This window comes from Micromonospora sp. NPDC048835 (genome assembly GCF_040649995.1).
GTDB lineage: Bacteria > Actinomycetota > Actinomycetes > Mycobacteriales > Micromonosporaceae > Micromonospora.
This window is the reverse complement of sequence record NZ_JBEZGM010000014.1, coordinates 150,367-168,520: the sequence shown is the minus strand read 5'-3', so window position 1 is coordinate 168,520 and position 18,154 is coordinate 150,367. Positions and strand designations below refer to the sequence as shown.

Genomic DNA, 18,154 nt, shown 5'->3' with positions numbered 1-18,154 from the left:
CCCGGATCAGACCGGACGGATCACTCCGTCGGCGGCTCGTCCTCGCCCGCCGCCTCGGCGGCGTCCGCCTCTTCCTTGGTCTTGTGCACGGCCTTGTCGGCGTGCTCCGGCGGCCCGTAGACGGTGTACAACACCAGCGGGTTGGGGCCGGTGTTGACGAAGTTGTGCTTGGTGCCGGACGGCACCACGACCAGGTCGCCGGCGACGACCTTCCGCGTGTTACCGCCGACCCGGGCCTCGCCGACGCCGCTCACGAACGTCAGGATCTGGTCGATGCCGTCATGCACCTCCTCGCCGATCTCCCCATCCGCGGGGATGGTCATGACGACCAGCTGGGTGTGCTCACCGGTCCACAGCACCCGCCGGAAATCCGGGCTCTGCTCGGCGACGGTTGCGATAGTGAAATGCTCCATGTCCACCCCCATACCCCGTCCAGCCACCCGCCACGCCGGGACTCGCACATGGTGGAACTCCCGGTGTTCGGCAGGTTTGGATCTGCGCGGACCGGGGATCGACAACGCTGACCGGCGCGAACCGGTCGAGCCAGGTCCCCGCCGGCGTACCGCCGAACGGCTGCGGTGGTGGGAGACGGCCAGAGCACGGCGACGTTCCGACACTGTCGAAACGGCGCCGTGCGCTCTTATGCCCCCACCCCAGCGCCCCGCCCCGCCCCGCCCGGCCCAGCCCCGCCCCGGCCCGCCCCGGCCCGGCCCGGCCCTGCCCTGCCCTGCCCTGCCCCGGCGATCTTGCACTTTCTGCGGTGACAAAAGCGGTCAGTCCACGTATTTCGACGACCGAAATTGCAAGATCGGCGCGGTGGGGGGTGGGGCGCGGTGAGGGTGGGGTGGGTTAGCGGTTTAGCCAGGTTAGGAGGTCGGGTGGGGCCAAGCTCGTGATCCGGCTCTCGTAGCGGGCTAGGGCGGGCTCGTTTAGCAGGTCACGGCCCTGTCCTGAGCCACCGCGCCGGAAGAACGCCTGGCGGTCACGCAGCACACCGAGCGTGTCCGGGGCCAGCCGGTCGGCGCGTTCCCGCATGCGACCGAAGGTGGCCGCCTCGACCAGTTCCGGGGCCGGGGCCGGCAGGCCCCAGCGGTCGGCGAGCCGGCGCATCTCGCCACCCAGGTCGGCAAGCAGGTCGTCGTAGTGCACCAGCTCGACGTTCGGTTCGTGCCGGCGGGCCCACGCGTCACTCAGGTGCATCAGCACCCCGGGCAGCGAGTCCAGCTCCTCACGGGGGTCCACCTCCCGGTCGACCCAGCTCGACAACCACTCCCGCACCGGAGGCCGCTCGCCGGGGGGCCCGGTCGGGGCGGGCTGGCCGGTCAGCTCGGCGAGACGCGCCCGGTCCAGGTTGGCGACCTGGTGGTAGAGGGACACCGCCATGTCGAGCGGGTGCCGTGCCACCACCACGTAGTGCACCCGAGGGTCGAGCGGCAGCCCGTCCAGCGGGGTGTGCGTCTTGATGAACCGCCGGTGTGGCTGCGCGGCCAGCCGGTCGTACACGGTGTCCCGCGGCTCACCCAACCAGTCCAGCCACGGCGAGAGTACGGTCAGCGGCGCCGGCAACTCCGGGGTGCCCAGCACCAGCAGCGCGGAGATCATCTGCATCCAGGTGGTGCCGCTCTTGGACCGGGTGCTGATCACGATGTCGCCGTCGCGGAACGGGAAGCCGCTCCACCGCGCGCTGTCCTCGTCGTCGGATCGGTAGCGGTGAACTGGGGCGGGCATCGGGGGATCATAGTCGCCGAACCGACAGCCGGGCAGCCGAATTCCGACTCGCATCCCTGTGACGCATGCGCATGCCTGGCTAGATTGAAGTATGGTGCCCGCCGACGGGGGCCGGGCGACGGCACCGGTCTACCGCCCCATCCTCGCCCACCGACGAAGTGAACTCGAGGCCCTGAGCCACCTCGATCCCGGCTACGCCACACTCGTCGCCCCGGTCCTGGAGGTCGGCACGATCGACAGGTCCACGATGGAGGGTGTCCGTCGGTTGCCGTCCGGGCTGCTACCCGCCATCGACGTCAGCGCGTTGCCCGACATCCCCGAGACGGAGCTGACCCGCTGGGGCGTACCCGTGGTGCCGGTCATCGGGCTCGCGGAGAGCGACCACCGGCTCGTCGCCCACGGCGCGGCGGCGCGGGCGTACGACCGACGCGCGCTCATCCGGCTGCGGGCCGGTCAGGACCGGGCCGGGCCGGATGCGAGCACCACCGCCGTGGAGCGGATCTGGCGGGTGACCGATCTCGCTCCCGAGGAGTGCGACCTGCTCGTGGACGCGGGGGACGTGTGCTGCCCGGCGGACGTGCGGACCGCCGAGCCCCGGGTACGACGCCTGTTGGACTGGGCGCGTCGACACGCGTGGCGGACGGTGACGGTGGCGGCCGGCGGCATGCCATCGACGCTGTCCCGGTTGCCCACCGACGAGCCGGTCCAGTTGGACCGCTGGGACTGGCAATTGTGGAGGCGACTGGCCGACGCCGGGGTCGACTACGGCGACTACGGCGTCCACCCGGCCGTGCCGGGCACCGGTGACCCCGGCGACCGGTTGCCGACCGTGCGGTACACCGACGACGGCAGGTGGTGGGTCTACCGCTGGGCGCGACGCGGTGGCCGAGGCGACGACCGCTTCGCCGACCTGTGTCGCACGCTGGTGTCGGCGCCGCACTGGCCCACCACCGGGGCGGCGTTCTCCTGGGGTGATCACGAGCTGCTGCGCCGGGCGCGTCGCGGCGCCGGCGCCGGCTCGGCCTCCAACTGGGCGGCGTGGAGCACCTCGCACCACCTGGCCCACGTGCTCGCCACGCTGTCGCACCCGGCCGGCGACGGCGGGCCGAGGTGGCACCCTGGGCAGGGTCCGCCACCGCACAGGCGATCGCTGCGGTGAAGCTGGTCCTACTGCTTCTCGGTGAACCCGAACTGGATGATGCCCTCGTCGTCGACGGTGGCGTCCACCGACGCGTCACCGAGCAGTTCGGCGGCGTCCTCGTCCAGGAAGATCCGGGCGCCCTGGTTGTCGACCACCCGGTCGCCCTGGGCCGGCTCGGGCACCAACTCGACGGTGAGCGAACCGGCCTCGGTGTCGGCGGCGATCCGCACCCCGCCCTCCTGCGCGACGTCCTGTTGGTTGGCGAGGTCACGAATGACGAGCACGGCGTTATCGGTCATGGTGAGCATGGATGGAACTCCTCGTGGATTCTCGGCTCGCGGTCGGATACCGCGCGGACCGGACAGTCGGACCGCGTACGAGCACACGTGGGAGGCGACAGAGGGCGAACGGTCGTCGCCGTCGCATCAGGTCGGGGCAGCTGACGGCCCCGCCATTCCCACCGTGCCCGCTGCCGGGGCATCCGTCAAATAGAGCCAGGTCAGTGGAGAGCGGCGGCCGGGGCCAGCCAGGCGCGAATCCCGTTGACCGCCGCGCGGCCGGCCCGGTTGGCCCCGATCGTGCTGGCCGAGGGGCCGTACCCGATCAGGTGAACCCGGGCGTCGGCGACCACCCGGGTGCCGTCCATCGTGATGCCGCCGCCAGGCGCGCGCAGCCCCAACGGGGCGAGATGGTCGATTGCCGCCCGGAAGCCGGTGCACCAGAGGATGACGTCCGCCGGCACGAACCGTCCGTCCGTCCAGGCCACCCCGTCGGGTGTGATCCGGTCGAACACGGGTAGCCGGTCGAGGACGCCGCGCTCGTGCAGTCGACGCACCTCGGGGGTGACCGGCAGCCCGGTCACCCCCACCACGCTGCCCGGCGGCCGGCCGGCCCGGACCGCCTCGTCCACCCGGGCGACGGCGGCGCGGCCCAACTCCGGGCCGAACTCCTCGTCGTTGAACGTCGGCGGCCGGCGGGTCACCCAGGTGGTGGCGGCCGCGACGGTGGAGACCTCACCGAGCAGTTGCACGGCCGAGGTGCCGCCACCGACCACCACCACGCGAAGGCCGGTGAAGTCGGCCGGCCCCCGGTAGTCGGCGGTGTGCAGTTGCCGTCCGCGAAACGTCGACCGGCCCGGATAGTGCGGCCAGAACGGCCTCGTCCAGGTGCCGGTGGCGTTGATCAGGGCGCGGGTGGTCCAGATACCGCGGTCGGTGTGCACGTCCAGCCGGCCGTCCGGGCGGGAACGCACCGCCCGGACCCGCACCGGTCGCCGCACCGGCAGGTCGAAGGCTTTCTCGTACGCGGCGAAGTAGGCGCTCACCTGCTCGGCGGCCGGGCGTTGCGGGTCGGTGGGTGGGAGCGGCAACCCGGGCAGGTCGTGGAAGCCGTGCACCCGGTCGAAGACCAGCGTCGGCCAGCGGTGCTGCCAGGCGCCGCCGGGCCCGTTGTCGGCGTCGAGGATGACGAAACCGGTGCCGGGCGTGAAGCCGGTGCGGTGCAGGTGATATCCGGCGCTCAGGCCGGCCTGCCCGGCACCGATCACCACGACGTCCACGGAGTGGGTGTCCACGTGGGGTACAACGCGCCGGATGTGGCTGCTGTGCCCGCCTGCGACGGTCACGCCGATCACAGCCGGCCGTTCGGCCCTCGACGGCCTGACCTGCGCTTACGCTGAGTGAATGAGCGACTTCCGGCGGTACGCGGCCGAATTCCTCGGCACGCTGTTGTTGGTGTTCTTCGGAGTGGGCAGCGCGGTCGCCGCGCGGGTCCAGGGCGGCGTGGTCGTGGTGGCGCTGGCCTTCGGGTTCGTGATGGTGGCCCTCGTCTACACGATTGGCCCGCTCTCCGGCAGCCACGTCAACCCGGCGGTGACGCTCGGTGTGCTGCTCTCCGGAAAGATCTCGGCGCTCGGGGCGGTGGCGTACTGGATAGCGCAGTTCGTCGGCGCGACCGTCGCCGCCTTCGTGCTCTGGGCGCTCACCCGGTGGGGCGACGTCGCGGACCAGACCGGCGCCCTGGGCACGAACGGCTACGGCGCGCACATCAACCGGGGTGGCGCTGCCGTGCTCGAAGTCGTGCTGACCTTCCTCTTCGTGCTGGTCGTGCTCGTGGTGACAAGTCGAAGCGAGAACCCGGGCACTGCCGGGCTGGCCATCGGGTTGGCCCTGGCCGCCACTCAACTGGTGGGCGTGACGCTGACCGGCGCGGCGGTCAACCCGGCCCGCGCGTTCGGTCCGGCGGTCTTCGAGGGGGGCGTGGCCCTGCGGCAGCTCTGGGTGTTCATCGTCTTCCCGCTGCTCGGCGGGGCGCTTGCCGCGCTTGTCGCGCCGATGGTGATGGGGGCACAACGGCACTACTGGGGCGGTCACGAGAAGTCCGTGGGCGGCCCGAAGTAGCCCGGCCGGCGGCGCGCCCCCGGCGGACGTTCAGGCCGGACGGTCCGGTGGGGGGACCACCGCCGTCGGGTCACCACGCTCGATGAGCGCGGCGATCTCGGCGGCCCGCAGCCCGCGCAGGGCCAGCACCCGGGCACCCCAGCGGTGCAGGCGGCACGGGTGCGGACTGGCGTCGTTGCGGCAGACCACACCCCCGGACCACCGGCGAGGGGCGTGCACCACCACCGCCCGTACGGCGAACTGGGTGTCCTCGCCCGTCACGTACGGCGGCAGGGGGATGTCGCGAAGAACCTCCCCGGACGCTTCACCGGTGCCGGACGAGTTGGCACGACGGACGCGGTGGACGGTGCTGCTGGTCATCTCCGCTGCCTCCACACTGGATGGTCGGTTGGGGACAGCAGAAAGTTACGACGCGATCGACGGTACGCGACGGACAAACTGTCCCGCCGCTGCGCGCGCAACGACCAACCAGTCAGTCAGCGCACCGTCACGGCCTGGAGGCCGACGTTGCCGCAGTGCGTCGTGAAGACCTTCTCGACGGTCCAGTTCAGCAGGAGTCGTGCGCCCTTCGGCAGCGTGAAGCGGATGGTGAACTGGGCACTCTGGCTGGTGTAGGGGTCTTCCAGTCGGGCGGTGCTGACCGGCCCACCGGTGGACAGCCGGGCTTCCAGCCGCCCCCGAGCCATCCAGATGCCGCCGTAGAGCTGGACCGTGCGCGGCTCGCCGCTGCCGGCGACCGCGAGGCTGAACCCGTTCCCGGCACCACAGGTGTAGACGCCGTTGGAACTGCCGTCCGTCGCCCGGTCCGGTGTGCCGTCGGACCAGCGCACGTACTCCTGGTTGCCGTCCCAGCCGACCCGTCTGCCGGCACCACCCCGGTCGATGATCTCGCGCGAGCCGGAGCGCTTGCGGACCGTAGACCCGTCGCCGCGGTCGCCCCAGTGCACCCAGTCCCGCGCGCCCACGGCGGTGAGGTCGACGGCGGCGGGCATCTCCCCCCGGACCACCGACAGCGCCGGCGAATCGGGCTTGGCCGGCGGTGGGGCCGCGGGCTCGCTTGTCGGCGGCGTCGGCTCCGGTGAGGGTGGGCGCTGACGCGGCCGCAGGCCGGGCGTCGCCGGCCCCGCGTCGCCGGTGCGCCCGTCGGCGCCCGGCAGACCTGTGGAGCGGGCCGCCCCGGCGGGTACGCCACCCGCCCCCGCCCGGTCACCGTCGGGCTCCGGACCGGACCGGGTGGCGAGAAACGAGACCACCAGGACCAGGCAGACGAGTACGGCGACACCCTGCACAGCCAAGCGCCGCCGCTGTCGGGCACGGCGCAGCACGCTGCGGGTCTCCCCGGCGGTAATGGCACGCGGGCGGTGTCTCGGCGGCGCGTCGCCAGCCTCCGAACCAGCCCGCGTGCGGTCTTCGTCCGCCACCGACCCCTCCAACTCCGCCGCCCGGCCGTCATGGACCCTCGCGGACCACACCGTCCACTGTGGGCCGATTCACGTTCACACGGGCGCGTGGACGACACGCTAGATCCGGACTGCCGGACGTGTCCAGCCCACAACGGGACGGTGTCGGACAACCTGGCCCGCCCGGACGGACACTTCGGCAGAGCACGGGCGTCGTGCGCGTCAGCCGATCCGGAAGCCGAGCAGTTGCGCGATGACCACGGCCTGCTCGACGTCGATGACCGCGCCGGCCCGCTCGACCACCGTCGGGTCCAACGCGGTGAGGTCGCTGCCCCGCAGGTCGGCGCCGCCGAGCCGGACGTTTGTCAACTGCGCGCCGGAGAGATCGACGCCAGTGACGGTGGCACCGGTGAGGTTGGCCCTGGTGAGGTCCACCTCGCGCATGCGCACCCCGGTCAACCGAACGCCGCGCAGGTCGGCACCGGGCAGTGCGGCGAAGGACCAGTCGCCGCCATCCACCGTCAACGGGCGGAGATCGCACTCGCTGAAGGTGCTGCCGACGAGCTTGCAGCCGGTGAACTCGGCCTCGAAGAAGTTGCACCGCCGAAAGACACATCGGGTGAAGGCCGAGTCGACATGCCGGGAGGCGTTGAACGCCACGTTGCCGAATGTGCACCCGGTGAAGACCGCGCCTCTGCTCACCGCCTCGGTGAGGTCCACCCCGAAGAACTCGCAGCTCACGAAGTGCCGGTCGGTCAACTCCTCGCCGTACCAGTCCTCGTTGCGGAAGGTCACGTCCTCGATCGACTCCGGCATCCGGTCAGGCTAGTGGGCACCGACGACAGCCGGCGGCCGGCGGGCCGGTGCCGGCCCCCTTCCGGTGTCGCCGTACCGGCGAGTAGGTTCGGCGGCGTGAGTGTGGCGCGGAGCATGGACCCCGATCAGATCGGTTTCGACCCGGCGCGGCTGGCCCGGATCGACGAGCACTTCGGCCGGTACGTCGACGACGGCCGGCTGGCCGGCTGGCAGGTGGTGGTCACCCGTCGCGGCGAGGTGGCGCACTCCTCGACCTACGGGCTGCGGGACCGGGAGTCGGGCGCGCCGGTCGAGGCCGACACGCTCTGGCGGATCTACTCGATGACCAAGCCGATCACCTCGGTCGCGGCGATGATGCTGTGGGAGGAGGGCCGGTTCGAGCTGACCGACGAGATCAGCCGCTGGCTGCCTGAGTTCGCCGACCTGCGGGTCTACTCGAAGGGGTCGGCGCTCAAGCCGTACACGGTGCCGGCGGTCGAGCCGATCCGGGTCTGGCACCTGCTCACCCACACGGCCGGCCTGACGTACGGCTTCATGCAGACCTCGGTGGTCGACGGGCTCTACCGGGCGGCCGGCTACGACCTCTACCCGCCGGCGGACGTCGACCTGGCCGGCGCCTGCGCGGCCTTCGGTGAGCTGCCGCTGCTGTTCCAGCCCGGCTCGGCCTGGGGTTACTCGGTCGCCACCGACGTGCTCGGTCGACTCGTCGAGGTGATCTCCGGACAGAGCCTCGACGCGTACTTCGCCGACCGGATCTTCGGCCCGCTGGGCATGACCGACACCCGCTGGTGGGTGGAGGGCGACGAGGTCGACCGGCTGGCCGCGCTCTACGTACCGGAACCGCGAAGCGGAAGGGCAGTCCGTCACGACAGCCTCGGGTCGCTCGCGTTCAGCAAGCCGGCGCTGCTCTCCGGCGGCGGCGGGCTGATCTCCAACGCCGCCGACTACCACCGCTTCACCCAGCTGTTGCTGCGCGGCGGCGAACTGGACGGCGTCCGACTGCTCGGGCCCCGCACGGTGCGCTTCATGACCCGCAACCAGCTACCCGGCGGTCAGGACCTGGGCACCCTCTCCACCGGCGGCTTCGCCGAGACCACCCTGGACGGGATCGGCTTCGGCCTCGGCTTCGCGGTCGTCGACGACCCGGTTCCCAGCCGGGTGCCGAGCAGCGTCGGCGAGTACTACTGGGGCGGGGTGGCCAGCACCGCGTTCTGGGTGGACCCGGCCGAGGAGGTCACGGCGCTGCTGTTCACGCAGCTGATGCCGTCGAGCACGTACCCGCTCCGCTCCCAGCTGCGCCAGCTCGTCTACGCGGCGCTGGTCGACTGACCGCTGCGAGTTGCCCGTTGTCGCCGCCCCCGGTGGCAGACGCTCACCACGCCCAACCCGCCTTTGCTCTGCACCCCAATCTGCGACATGGCGCCGAGTGGCGCGTCCAGGTGACCAGTGGCGCGTCCAGGTGACGAGTGGCGCGTATAGGTAAGCAGAGCAAAGGACCGGAAACCCAAGGTTGGTCGCCAGATCGCCACGGTGGGCGGTGGCGTAGCTAGGCGAGGCGGGCCGGGAAGCCTCCGGTGGCGATCGGTCCCCAGGTGTCGATGGTGACCCGGATCAGCGACTTGCCCTGGCGGACCATGGCCGCCCGGTAGTCGTCCCAGTCGGGGTGCTCACCAGAGATGCTGCGGAAGTACTCGACGAGCGGCTCCAGCGCCTCGGGCAGGTCCAGCACCTCGGCGGTGCCGTCGACCTGCACCCAGGGGCCGTCCCAGTCGTCGCTCAGCACGCAGGCCGACACCCGGGGGTCGCGGCGGAGGTTGCTCACCTTGGCCCGCTCGGGGTAGGTGGAGACGACGAGCCGCCCCTGCCCGTCGACCCCGGCGGAGACCGGGGAGGACTGCGGGCGTCCGTCGGAACGGGTGGTCATCAGCAGGACGTGGTGTCGCGGCCGGAGGAAGTCGAGCAGGCCGGCCCGGTCGACCCGGGTGTTCGTTGCGATGCTGCGTGCCATTCCCCGTTCCTACCAGGGCGCGGGCCCAGCGACGGCGTCGGGTCAGTGCGGTCGGGCCGCGGCGGGGCGCACGGCCTGGGTGGGCACCCGGGGACGGCCGGACGGCCGCCAGGCCCGACCGTTGGCGTAGATCACCCGAAAACCGAGGTACGACGCGAGCGGCGCCCAGTGCGCGGAGCCCATTCGTAGCTCGGCGGCATTGTGTCGCTGACCGTTGGCGAGCACGTCGAGGAGCACGGTTTCGAAGGCCGCCGATTCGACCCAGTCGACTTCTCGGGTGAAACCGCAGATCAGAGCGGCCCCGGTGACCTCCAGGAACTCGCGCAGGACCGCGTCCGAGGCGCGCAGCACCGAGCAGCTGCCGAAGTAGAGCCGGCGCCCCTCGGCCCGGCCGGCCATCAGGTCAGCGACCTCCGCCAACTCCACCGACTGCCAGTCGGTGAGGCAGAGCCGGCTCGGCTCGCCGTGCATGGCGAAGAACCCGACCCGGTGGTCGGCGTACTGCTTGAGCAGCCAACGGTCCAGGAAGTAGAACAACTCGTCGCGGGTCGCCGCGTCCTTGTGGATGAAACGGATCTTGCCGAGCCGTTCCAGCAGCTCCAGGGTGGGCAGCACCGAGCCCCGCTCGTTGAGGTCCCGGTGCCACTGACCCTCGACACAGAAGACGCCACCGCGTGCCACGCGCACCTCCGCCAGTCCGCCGCCCGGGGCTGACGTTACCGGCCGTCATCGCCTCGGGAACATCACCCCGGGTGTGGCAGATTGCGACGTTCGGCGTGGTTGACCGGATCAATCCCAATCAGCACGGAATGGCTGTTTGGTAAATCAGCCGAATTCCCAGCCAATACCCAGGGACAGCGGATTGTGAGCACGATTCTCGTTAACCACCTCCAACGGCACGGATCAGTGTCAGGGTGGAAATCACGGGACTTCTCGGTCGATGTCCTGGAGCCACCCCATTCGCTCTCCTATCGGGAGGACTTCTGTGCGCGTCAACACCTTGAAGCGTGCCGCCGTCGCATTCGCCCTGGCACTGCCCGGGGCCGCGATCGCCACGGTGATCGCCGCACCGGCGGCGCATGCGGACGGCTGTTACACCTGGAACCGGACCCTGGCCCAAGGGCGCTCCGGTGACGACGTCCGCCAGTTGCAGATCCGGGTCGCCGGCTGGGCCGGCTACCGGGACATCGTGGAGAACGACGGCCGCTACGGGCCGAAGACCGCCGCCGCGGTCAAGCGGTTCCAGCAGGCGTACGGGCTGCGCGCCGACGGCATCGCCGGCCCGCAGACCTTCGCCAAGCTGTACCAGCTCCAGGACAACGACTGCACGCCCGCCCACTTCAGTCACAACGAGTTGGACAACGGGTGTGGCGGGAGCGGCTACAGCGGCGGCCCGCTGTCGGCGAGCCAGACCAGGCAGAACGCGCTACGCACCATGTGGAAGCTTGAGGCGCTGCGTAAGAGCCTCGGCGACAAGCCGCTGAACGTTTCCAGCGGTTTCCGCAGTCGCGCCTGCAACAACCAGGTCGGAGGCGCGTCCGACAGCCAACACCTGTACGGCAACGCGGCCGACGTGACCTCGCGGACGTCCTCGCTCTGCCAGATCGCCCGGGACGCCCGGGACAACGGCTTCAGCGGGATCTACGGGCCGGGCTACCCCGACCACGACGACCACGTGCACGTCGACTCCCGCCGGGAGAACAACAGCGACCGCAGCTCGAACACGACGAGCTGGTCCGCACCGGACTGCGGCATCGGGGCCGGCAACGACTGACCCTGCCGACCAGAGCGACGTCGGCCCGACGCGGAGGGGGATCTTCGCGCCGGGCCGACGTCATGTCGCCCCGGGGTCGGATGGGCGGAGGGGTGCCGCGCTCAGCTCGCCCGGGGCCAGCGCGGCGCGGTGACGGGGGGAGTCACCGGCCGCCCGGCAGCGGTGGGCCGTACCCCCTGGGGGCCGACCCGGGTGACCTGTTGCCGCGACGGCCCGGTCGCCGTGAACGGGAAGGGGACGTGCACGAAGGGGTTCCCGTGCCGGATCACCGCCTCGATCTGCCGCTCGTTGAGCCCGTGCGCCTCCAACACCCGTCGCCCCCAACGGTGCAGCCGGCACGGGTAGGAGGCACCGTCGTTGCGGCACAGCGGCCCGGTGGGCCACTCCTCTGCGGTGTGCACAACCACCGCCCGGACCGCGAGACGCACATCCTCCGGGGTCAACGGTGCCGGCATTGGCACCTCACCCAGTACCTGGTCGATGGGATCCGTCGACTGCTCACCAACTCGCACGGCAGGCCTCCCGCAGTTCGGCAGCGGTACGGCGGACCCACCGCACCGACATCCTCGGCCATGGGTACGGCGAGGACCGTACGAAAGTTCAATTCCGGTACGGGTAAGCAGATCCTCCGCCGACAGGACCCGGATGCCGTCGACGGCGCTGCCGCTGGCAGCCGGGCGCTGCGGTTACCCAACACGCCTCAGACGAGGCCGGCGTCGTGCACGAGGAGCGCCACCTGGACCCGGTTGTTCAGCTCCAGTCGGGTCAGCAGCCGGGAGACGTACGCCTTCACCGTCGCCACGCTCATGAACAACTCCCCGGCGATCTCCGCGTTGGTCCTGCCCTGCCCCAGGGCGACCGCCACCTGCCGCTCCCGTTCGCTGAGCCCGCTGAGCAACCGCAGCGCCCGCTCCCGGCGCGGGTCCGGGCCGGTCGAGCCGGGGGCGAGGGCCGTCACGTGGTCGATCAGCGTCCGGGTCACCGTCGGGGAGAGCGTCGCCTCACCGGCCGCGACCCGGCGTACGGCGTGCACGATCTCCGCTGGCGGAGTGTCCTTCAGCAGGAAACCGGCCGCGCCGGCGCGGAGCGCCCGCAGCACCTGCTCGTCGGCGTCGAAGGTGGTCAGCACCAGCACCTCCGGCGGATGCGGCTGGGCGCGCAGCGCCTCGGTGGCGGTCAGCCCGTCGACCCGGGGCATCCGGATGTCCATCAGCACCACGTCCGGGGCGTACGCGGCGACGGCCGCCGGCACCTCGCCACCGTCGGCCGCCTCGCCGACCACCGTCAGGTCCGGCAGACCGCCGAGGATCATCGAGAGCCCGGCCCGGACCAACGCGTCGTCGTCCACGATCAGCACGCGTACCGGCGGCACGGCCGCTCCGGCCGGCCCGGTCGCGTCCGGCGGTCCGGCGGGGCTGGTCACGCCAGCCACGGCAGCCAGGCGGCCAGCCGGAAGTCACCGCTGTCGTCGCGACCGTAGGCGAGCCGCCCGCCGGCCAGGGTGACCCGTTCACTGATGCCGACCAGGCCGGTGCCGGCACCCGGCAGGGTGCCGCCGGCCGGCGCGCCGACCGGCCACCGGTTGCCGATCGCCACTGTCAGTCCGGCGCCCGGCCCGCCGGCCACGTCCACGGTGACGGCCGCGCCGGCAGCGTGCTTGCGGGCGTTGGTCAGCCCCTCCTGCACGATCCGGTACGCGGCCCGACCCAGCGCCGCCGGCACGTCCCCCGGGCTGGCGACGCTGTCGCTGACGTTGACCCGCACCCCGGCCGACCGCGACTCGGCGATCAGCGCCGGCAGGTCGGCGAGGGTGGGCTGCGGCGGCTCGGGGGCGTCGCCGGCACCGTCGTCCTCGGCGCGCAGCACCCCGATCACCTCCCGCAGGTCCTGGAGGGCGGCGTGCGCGCTGCCCCGGATCACCCCGGCGGCCCGGGCCACCTCGTCGGCCGGCGCGTCCGGGCGGAACTCCAGCGCGCCCGCGTGCAGGCTGAGCAGCGAGATCCGGTGGGCCAGCACGTCGTGCATCTCCCGGGCGATCCGGGTGCGTTCGAGGTGACGGGCCTGCGCGACCCGGAGCTGCTGCTCGGCCTCGGCCCGTTCGGCCCGCTCCCGCAGCGACACGATCAACTGCCGTCGGGCCCGGACGAACATCCCCCAGGCCAGCACCGCGAAGCTGATCACCACTCCCCAGGACGCGGTCTCCCAGTACGACATCGCCGGGTCCGGACGCGCCCAACTGAAGACCAGGTTCGTGAGAAGCCCGACACCGGTGACCGCGATCGCGACGACCGTCCGCCGATGCACCACCACGGTGAAGTAGAAGATCAACAGTGGGAGGGCCGAGGCCATCGAGAACAGCGACAGTGGTGTCGTGGCCACCAACACCCCGAGCGGCCACCGTCGACGCAGCCAGAGCAGCCCGCAGCAGACCAGACCGAGCAGCGCGTCCATGCCGGTCATCCAGTCATGCGGCAGCGGGATCGCCATCGCCGGATCCGGCGACAGGGCGTCCGCGCTGACGAACAGCACCCAGAGCAGGGAGAGCAGGAAGGCCAGTGTGTCGACTGCCCAGTCCCGGGTGGTGCGGCGCGGCCGCCGGGTCGCCGCGTCCGGGCTGACCGCGCCGGCCAGCGCCCCGGGCAGCAGCCAGGGGTGCTCCGGGACGGCGATGCTGGTCACGCGCCCATGCTAGGCAGCATCTGGCCCCGGCAACCAGCTACCAAAGTCGAGATCCGATGATCGACCAAGGTCGAGACGGCACCGACCGGTGGCCGCAGCGGATGGCCGGGCGGCGCGGGCAGGCTCGACGACATGATCACCGTGGAGAACCTCACCAAGCGATACGGGCCACACCCGGCCGTGGACGACGTGTCCTTCCAGTGCGAACCGGGCACCGTCACCGGCTTCCTCGGCCCCAACGGCGCCGGCAAGTCGACCACCATGCGGATGATCTGCGGGCTCACCGCGCCGACCGCCGGCAGCGCCACCGTCTCCGGGCACCCGTACCGGGAACTGCCCAACCCGGGGCGGGAGGTCGGGGTGCTGCTGGACGCCTCCGCCCAGCACGCCGGGCGCACCGGCCGCGAGGCGTTGACGCTGTCCGCGTACACCATGGGTCTGGACAAGCGCGAGGTCGCCGCGAAGCTCGACCTGGTCGGGTTGAACGCGGTGGCCGCGAAGCGTCGGGTCCGGGCGTACTCGTTGGGCATGCGGCAACGGCTCGGCCTGGCGCAGGCGATGCTCGGTGACCCCCGGGTGCTGATCCTCGACGAGCCGGCCAACGGCCTGGACCCGGAGGGGATCTTCTGGATGCGTGGCCTGCTGCGCGACTTCGCCGACCGGGGCGGCACCGTGCTGCTCTCCTCCCACCTGCTGCGCGAGGTGGAGGCGGTCGCGGACCGGCTGGTGGTGATCGGGGGCGGCCGGATCGTGGCCCAGGGCGACAAGAACGAGCTGCTCGCCGGCGGCGGCACTGTGGTTCGCGCCCGCGACGACGCGGCACTGCGCCGCGCGTTGGACGCGGCCAACCTGATCGCGGCCGACAGCCCCGACGGCCTGCTCGTGCAGGCCGACGCCGAGGCGGTCGGCCAGGCCGCCGCCGACGCCGGTATCGCGCTGGCCGAGCTGCGCCCGGCCGGTGGCGCCGGCCTCGAACAGCTCTTCCTCACCCTGACCGCCGGCGAATCCACCAAGGAGGCCGTCCGATGACGACCACGACCGCGCCCGCCACCACCGTCGCACCCCAGCACCGTGCGTCGGTACGCCGACCGTCGCTGCTCCGGCTCACAGGTGTGGAGCTGCGCAAGCTCGTCGACACCCGGGCCGGCCGTTGGTTGCTGATCACCATCGGCCTGGTCGTCGTCGCGATCGTCACCCTCCTGCTGATCTACGCCGAGGACTCCGAACAGACCTTCTTCACCTTCTTCGTCACGTCACTGCTGCCCGTCAACGTGCTCCTGCCGGTGCTGGGCATCCTGTCGATCACCGGCGAGTGGTCCCAGCGCACCGCCCTCACCACGTACGCGCTGGTGCCCCGGCGGGAGCGGGTGGTGGCCGCGAAACTGATCGCCATGGTGCTGGCCGCGCTCGCCTCGGTGCTCGTCACCCTGGCCGTCGCGAGCGTCGGGACGCTCGTGGCGTCGGCCACCGGCGGCGCGGGCACCTGGCAGGTCGACGCGGCGCTGATCGTGAACGGGGCGATCGTCCAGGTCGTCGGCGTACTGATGGGTGCCGCCTTCGGCCTGCTGCTGCTCAACCCGCCGTTGGCAATCGTCGGCTACCTGCTGCTGCCGACCCTCTGGTCGGTGCTCGGCGAACTGGTCCGGCCCCTGCGCGGTCCGGCCGGGTGGCTGGACACCAGCCGGACCATGGAGCCGCTGTTCACCAACCACGTCACCGGCGAGCAGTGGGGTCGGCTGGCGGTGTCGCTCGTCGTCTGGATGGTTCTCCCGCTGGCCGCCGGCCTGTTCCGGACGTTGCGCCGCGAGGTGTCCTGACCATGGACATCGCCGGTAACCGTCCGCACACCGTGGTCAGTGGCGGCCCGCTGGAACTGGCGGTCCTGTGGGGTGGCTTCCCGCTGCTCGGCGCGGGCGCCGGGTGGCTCCTCGCGGCGGCCACCGGCTGGCTGGCCCGGCTGCCGTGGGTGCCGTTCAGCGACCTGATCGAGTGGCTGGACCGGCTGCCCGAGCCGCAGGCCACCGCCGGCACCATCGCGGTGGGCGTCCTGGCCGGCCTGGTCGTCGCCGGGATCGGCACCGCCGAACGGCTGATCGTCACCGTCGACGCGGCGCAGGTCCGGCTGCGCCGCTCCGACGAGAACCGGACCGTCGCACGTGTCGACACCCGGGTGGTCTTCCTCGCCGACAAGCACCTGGTGCTACTCGACGCCGACGGCGCGGAACTGGTCCGGGAGTCCACCGACCTGTCGGCCGGCCACCTGGCGGCGGCGTTCCGGGCGCACGGCTGGGGTTGGGCGGACGACGACCCGCACCGGTCGGCGTACCGGCTGTGGGTCCCGGGCCTGCCCGGCCTGCCCGCCGGGGCGGACGCGCTGCTGCGCGCCCGGGAACGGGCCATCGAGCGGGAACGCCGTGACGACGCCCGGGAGTTGCGCCGCGAGCTGGGCCAGATCGGGGTGGTGCTGCGCGACGAGGGCAAACGCCAGTACTGGCGGTTGACCACCCGGGCCCTCACCTCCGGGCCGGAGCAGCGGACTTCGGCCGAGCGGGAGCCGGACGGGCGGTAGCGTCTGTCCCAGCAGACCCTGGGAGCCGCGCGATGACCGAACAGCAGCCGTACCGGGTGGTGTCCCGCCACCCCGGCTTCGAGCTGCGTCGGTACCCCGCCCACCTGGTGGCCGAGATGCAGATCCAGGCGTCGTTCAGCCGGGCGCCGATCGAGGCGTTCCGGCCGCTGGCCGCGTACCTCGGTGGCGCCAACCGGGCCCGGCACCCGATCGGTTCGGCAGCACCGGCGTTGGCTGCGGCCGACGGCTCGGAGAAGATCGCGATGACCGTGCCGGTGGTGCAGATCGAGGGTGAGTGGCCGGGTGCGTACCTCATCCAGTTCGTCATGCCGGCCACCTTCACCACCGCCACCCTGCCCGAGCCGGTGGATGCCCGGGTGCGGATCCGGGAGGTGCCGGCACAGCTCTCGGCGGCGATGCGGTTCTCCGGACGATGGACGGAGCAGGCGTTCGGTCAGCGGGCCACCATGCTCGGCCGGTCGGTGACGGCGGCCGGGCTGCAACCGACAGGCGCCATCAGGTATGCCCGCTTCGATCCGCCGTGGAAGCCGTGGTTTCTGCGCCGTAACGAGGTCGTGCTGCCGGTCGTCGAGTGAGCTACCTGAGCTGTTGACGGTCCTCGACGCTCGGCCGGGCCAGCAGCACCGCCATTCCCAGCCCGGCGAGCAGGCCGACCAGGGAGACCAGCAGGTCGGAGTCGGCGGCGTTGATCGGGCTGTTGCCGGCCAACGCGGTCAACGCCGCACCGATCGGCAGGATGATCATCATGGGGATGGCGGTGGCCACGATGAAGACCACCGGACCCACAAGCGCGAGGACCGCGGCCACCGCGTGGTGCCACCAGACTGGCCGACCGCCCGGCCAGTCCCAGGCCAGCAGGGTGACCCCGGTGAGCAGCACCGCCCCGAGGGCGGTCTCCGGCAGGAGTCGTTCGCCGGGCGCGGCGGCACGGACCAGCCCGACGCCGAGCAGGCAGACCACGGTGAGGCCGACCGCCAGCCCGACCCGAACCCCGGTCCGTGCCGGGGCCGCCGCCAGCGCGGCACCGACGGCCAGGATCACCAGCAGCGCCGCGGTGACCAGCGCGCCCTGGTTCAGCTCCGGCTCCCGGTCGGTGGGTGACTCGATCCCGGAGGCCACAAGCGTCAACACCGCGGCCACGCAGGCCGCGCCGGTCAGCACCCGCCGGCCGGCGGCCCGCTCCCGCGTCGGCGGCGTGCCCGGCTCCCGCGGCGGCGGGGTCCGGCGCTCCCACCACAGCAGCATCGCCGTGACCACGCCGAGCACCCCGCAGCCGGCGGCGGCGAGCAGCACCGTCGCGTCGGAGCCCATCGGGTCGGCCCGGTCGATCGTCACGTCGGCGGCGATCCAGCAGCCGCCGAGCACCACCGCCGGGCCGCCCCACCGCAGGTGCCCCCGACCGGCCAGCATCAGCCCGAGCGACACCGCCATGATCGCCATGAACCGCAGGTCGCGCGCCCAGTAGGCATTGTTGCCGGGCAGGCGCTCGGACCACGGGCCGAGCGGTTCGGTGAGCGGCTGCCAGCGGGTCATGCCGTACGCCCAGAGCACCACGGCGACGGCGGAGAGGAGCAGCCCGACCGGGCGCGCGGATCGCATCCATCGACGGTAGCGGTCCG

21 protein-coding genes are annotated in these 18,154 nt (G+C 72.2%); 8 read left to right on the top strand and 13 right to left on the bottom strand.

Annotated elements, in window-relative coordinates:
• Positions 1-20 precede the first annotated feature (20 nt).
• Positions 21-413 carry a cupin domain-containing protein gene (locus AB0C15_RS19030; protein WP_357353598.1) on the bottom strand — a complete coding sequence of 131 codons (393 nt, stop codon included), beginning with the start codon at positions 411-413 and terminating at the stop codon, positions 21-23.
• Positions 414-849: 436 nt separating this feature from the next.
• Positions 850-1,728, bottom strand: a complete 879-nt coding sequence (locus AB0C15_RS19025) for a sulfotransferase domain-containing protein (protein ID WP_357353596.1) — start codon at positions 1,726-1,728, stop codon at positions 850-852.
• A 91-nt stretch (positions 1,729-1,819) separates the two neighbouring features.
• Between AB0C15_RS19025 and AB0C15_RS19020 the strand changes: the two genes are divergently transcribed.
• Positions 1,820-2,887: a hypothetical protein gene (locus AB0C15_RS19020; protein ID WP_357353594.1), complete on the top strand. Its 1,068-nt coding sequence runs from the start codon at positions 1,820-1,822 to the stop codon at positions 2,885-2,887.
• 8 nt (positions 2,888-2,895) lie between these two features.
• Here AB0C15_RS19020 and AB0C15_RS19015 read toward each other — a convergent pair whose 3' ends face one another.
• Positions 2,896-3,177: an adhesin gene (locus AB0C15_RS19015; protein ID WP_357353592.1), complete on the bottom strand. Its 282-nt coding sequence runs from the start codon at positions 3,175-3,177 to the stop codon at positions 2,896-2,898.
• A gap of 191 nt (positions 3,178-3,368) precedes the next feature.
• Complete coding sequence (locus AB0C15_RS19010; protein ID WP_357353590.1) at positions 3,369-4,442, bottom strand: NAD(P)-binding domain-containing protein; 1,074 nt, start codon at positions 4,440-4,442, stop codon at positions 3,369-3,371.
• Positions 4,443-4,551: 109 nt separating this feature from the next.
• Between AB0C15_RS19010 and AB0C15_RS19005 the strand changes: the two genes are divergently transcribed.
• Positions 4,552-5,268, top strand: a complete 717-nt coding sequence (locus tag AB0C15_RS19005) for an aquaporin (RefSeq protein ID WP_357353589.1) — start codon at positions 4,552-4,554, stop codon at positions 5,266-5,268.
• Between the two features lie 30 nt (positions 5,269-5,298).
• Here the strand turns inward: AB0C15_RS19005 and AB0C15_RS19000 are convergent, their stop codons facing one another.
• The 3 genes from AB0C15_RS19000 to AB0C15_RS18990 form a co-directional block, all read right to left on the bottom strand.
• Positions 5,299-5,628 carry a hypothetical protein gene (locus tag AB0C15_RS19000; protein WP_357353587.1) on the bottom strand — a complete coding sequence of 110 codons (330 nt, stop codon included), beginning with the start codon at positions 5,626-5,628 and terminating at the stop codon, positions 5,299-5,301.
• Between the two features lie 116 nt (positions 5,629-5,744).
• Positions 5,745-6,557: a hypothetical protein gene (locus tag AB0C15_RS18995; protein WP_357353632.1), complete on the bottom strand. Its 813-nt coding sequence runs from the start codon at positions 6,555-6,557 to the stop codon at positions 5,745-5,747.
• 333 nt (positions 6,558-6,890) lie between these two features.
• On the bottom strand, positions 6,891-7,484 hold the full coding sequence (locus AB0C15_RS18990) for a pentapeptide repeat-containing protein (RefSeq protein WP_357353585.1): 594 nt from the start codon (positions 7,482-7,484) through the stop codon (positions 6,891-6,893).
• Positions 7,485-7,580: 96 nt separating this feature from the next.
• Here AB0C15_RS18990 and AB0C15_RS18985 point away from each other — a divergent pair, with 96 nt between their 5' ends.
• Positions 7,581-8,813, top strand: a complete 1,233-nt coding sequence (locus tag AB0C15_RS18985; protein ID WP_357353583.1) for a serine hydrolase domain-containing protein — start codon at positions 7,581-7,583, stop codon at positions 8,811-8,813.
• Positions 8,814-9,030: 217 nt separating this feature from the next.
• Here the strand turns inward: AB0C15_RS18985 and AB0C15_RS18980 are convergent, their stop codons facing one another.
• Both AB0C15_RS18980 and AB0C15_RS18975 read right to left on the bottom strand, forming a co-directional pair.
• Entirely contained in the window at positions 9,031-9,492 is a 462-nt protein-coding gene (locus tag AB0C15_RS18980; RefSeq protein WP_357353581.1) for a PPOX class F420-dependent oxidoreductase, read from the bottom strand.
• Positions 9,493-9,534: 42 nt separating this feature from the next.
• Complete coding sequence (locus AB0C15_RS18975; protein WP_357353579.1) at positions 9,535-10,173, bottom strand: hypothetical protein; 639 nt, start codon at positions 10,171-10,173, stop codon at positions 9,535-9,537.
• Positions 10,174-10,477: 304 nt separating this feature from the next.
• Here AB0C15_RS18975 and AB0C15_RS18970 point away from each other — a divergent pair, with 304 nt between their 5' ends.
• Complete coding sequence (locus AB0C15_RS18970) at positions 10,478-11,266, top strand: D-Ala-D-Ala carboxypeptidase family metallohydrolase (protein ID WP_357353577.1); 789 nt, start codon at positions 10,478-10,480, stop codon at positions 11,264-11,266.
• A 101-nt stretch (positions 11,267-11,367) separates the two neighbouring features.
• Here AB0C15_RS18970 and AB0C15_RS18965 read toward each other — a convergent pair whose 3' ends face one another.
• The 3 genes from AB0C15_RS18965 to AB0C15_RS18955 all read right to left on the bottom strand — a co-directional run bounded on the left by AB0C15_RS18965 (position 11,368) and on the right by AB0C15_RS18955 (position 13,945).
• Entirely contained in the window at positions 11,368-11,778 is a 411-nt protein-coding gene (locus AB0C15_RS18965; protein WP_357353575.1) for a hypothetical protein, read from the bottom strand.
• Positions 11,779-11,966: 188 nt separating this feature from the next.
• The gene (locus AB0C15_RS18960; RefSeq protein ID WP_357353630.1) at positions 11,967-12,707 is read right to left on the bottom strand and encodes a response regulator transcription factor; all 741 of its coding nucleotides are present in this window, start codon (positions 12,705-12,707) and stop codon (positions 11,967-11,969) included.
• The gene (locus tag AB0C15_RS18955; RefSeq protein ID WP_357353573.1) at positions 12,686-13,945 is read right to left on the bottom strand and encodes a histidine kinase; all 1,260 of its coding nucleotides are present in this window, start codon (positions 13,943-13,945) and stop codon (positions 12,686-12,688) included. Before AB0C15_RS18955 ends, AB0C15_RS18960 begins: the two co-directional genes overlap by 22 nt.
• Before the next feature lie 132 nt (positions 13,946-14,077).
• Here AB0C15_RS18955 and AB0C15_RS18950 point away from each other — a divergent pair, with 132 nt between their 5' ends.
• From AB0C15_RS18950 to AB0C15_RS18935, 4 genes are read left to right on the top strand one after another with little or no spacing between them, the layout of a single operon-like run.
• Positions 14,078-14,974, top strand: coding sequence for an ATP-binding cassette domain-containing protein (locus tag AB0C15_RS18950; protein ID WP_357353571.1), 897 nt, complete (start codon positions 14,078-14,080; stop codon positions 14,972-14,974).
• Complete coding sequence (locus tag AB0C15_RS18945; RefSeq protein WP_357353569.1) at positions 14,971-15,762, top strand: ABC transporter permease; 792 nt, start codon at positions 14,971-14,973, stop codon at positions 15,760-15,762. Before AB0C15_RS18950 ends, AB0C15_RS18945 begins: the two co-directional genes overlap by 4 nt.
• A 2-nt stretch (positions 15,763-15,764) precedes the next feature.
• Positions 15,765-16,514 carry a hypothetical protein gene (locus tag AB0C15_RS18940; RefSeq protein ID WP_357353568.1) on the top strand — a complete coding sequence of 250 codons (750 nt, stop codon included), beginning with the start codon at positions 15,765-15,767 and terminating at the stop codon, positions 16,512-16,514.
• 32 nt (positions 16,515-16,546) lie between these two features.
• A complete protein-coding gene (locus AB0C15_RS18935; protein WP_357353566.1) occupies positions 16,547-17,110 on the top strand; it encodes a heme-binding protein in 564 nt (187 codons plus the stop codon).
• Position 17,111: 1 nt separating this feature from the next.
• Here the strand turns inward: AB0C15_RS18935 and AB0C15_RS18930 are convergent, their stop codons facing one another.
• A complete protein-coding gene (locus AB0C15_RS18930; RefSeq protein ID WP_357353564.1) occupies positions 17,112-18,134 on the bottom strand; it encodes a hypothetical protein in 1,023 nt (340 codons plus the stop codon).
• Positions 18,135-18,154: the final 20 nt, after the last annotated feature.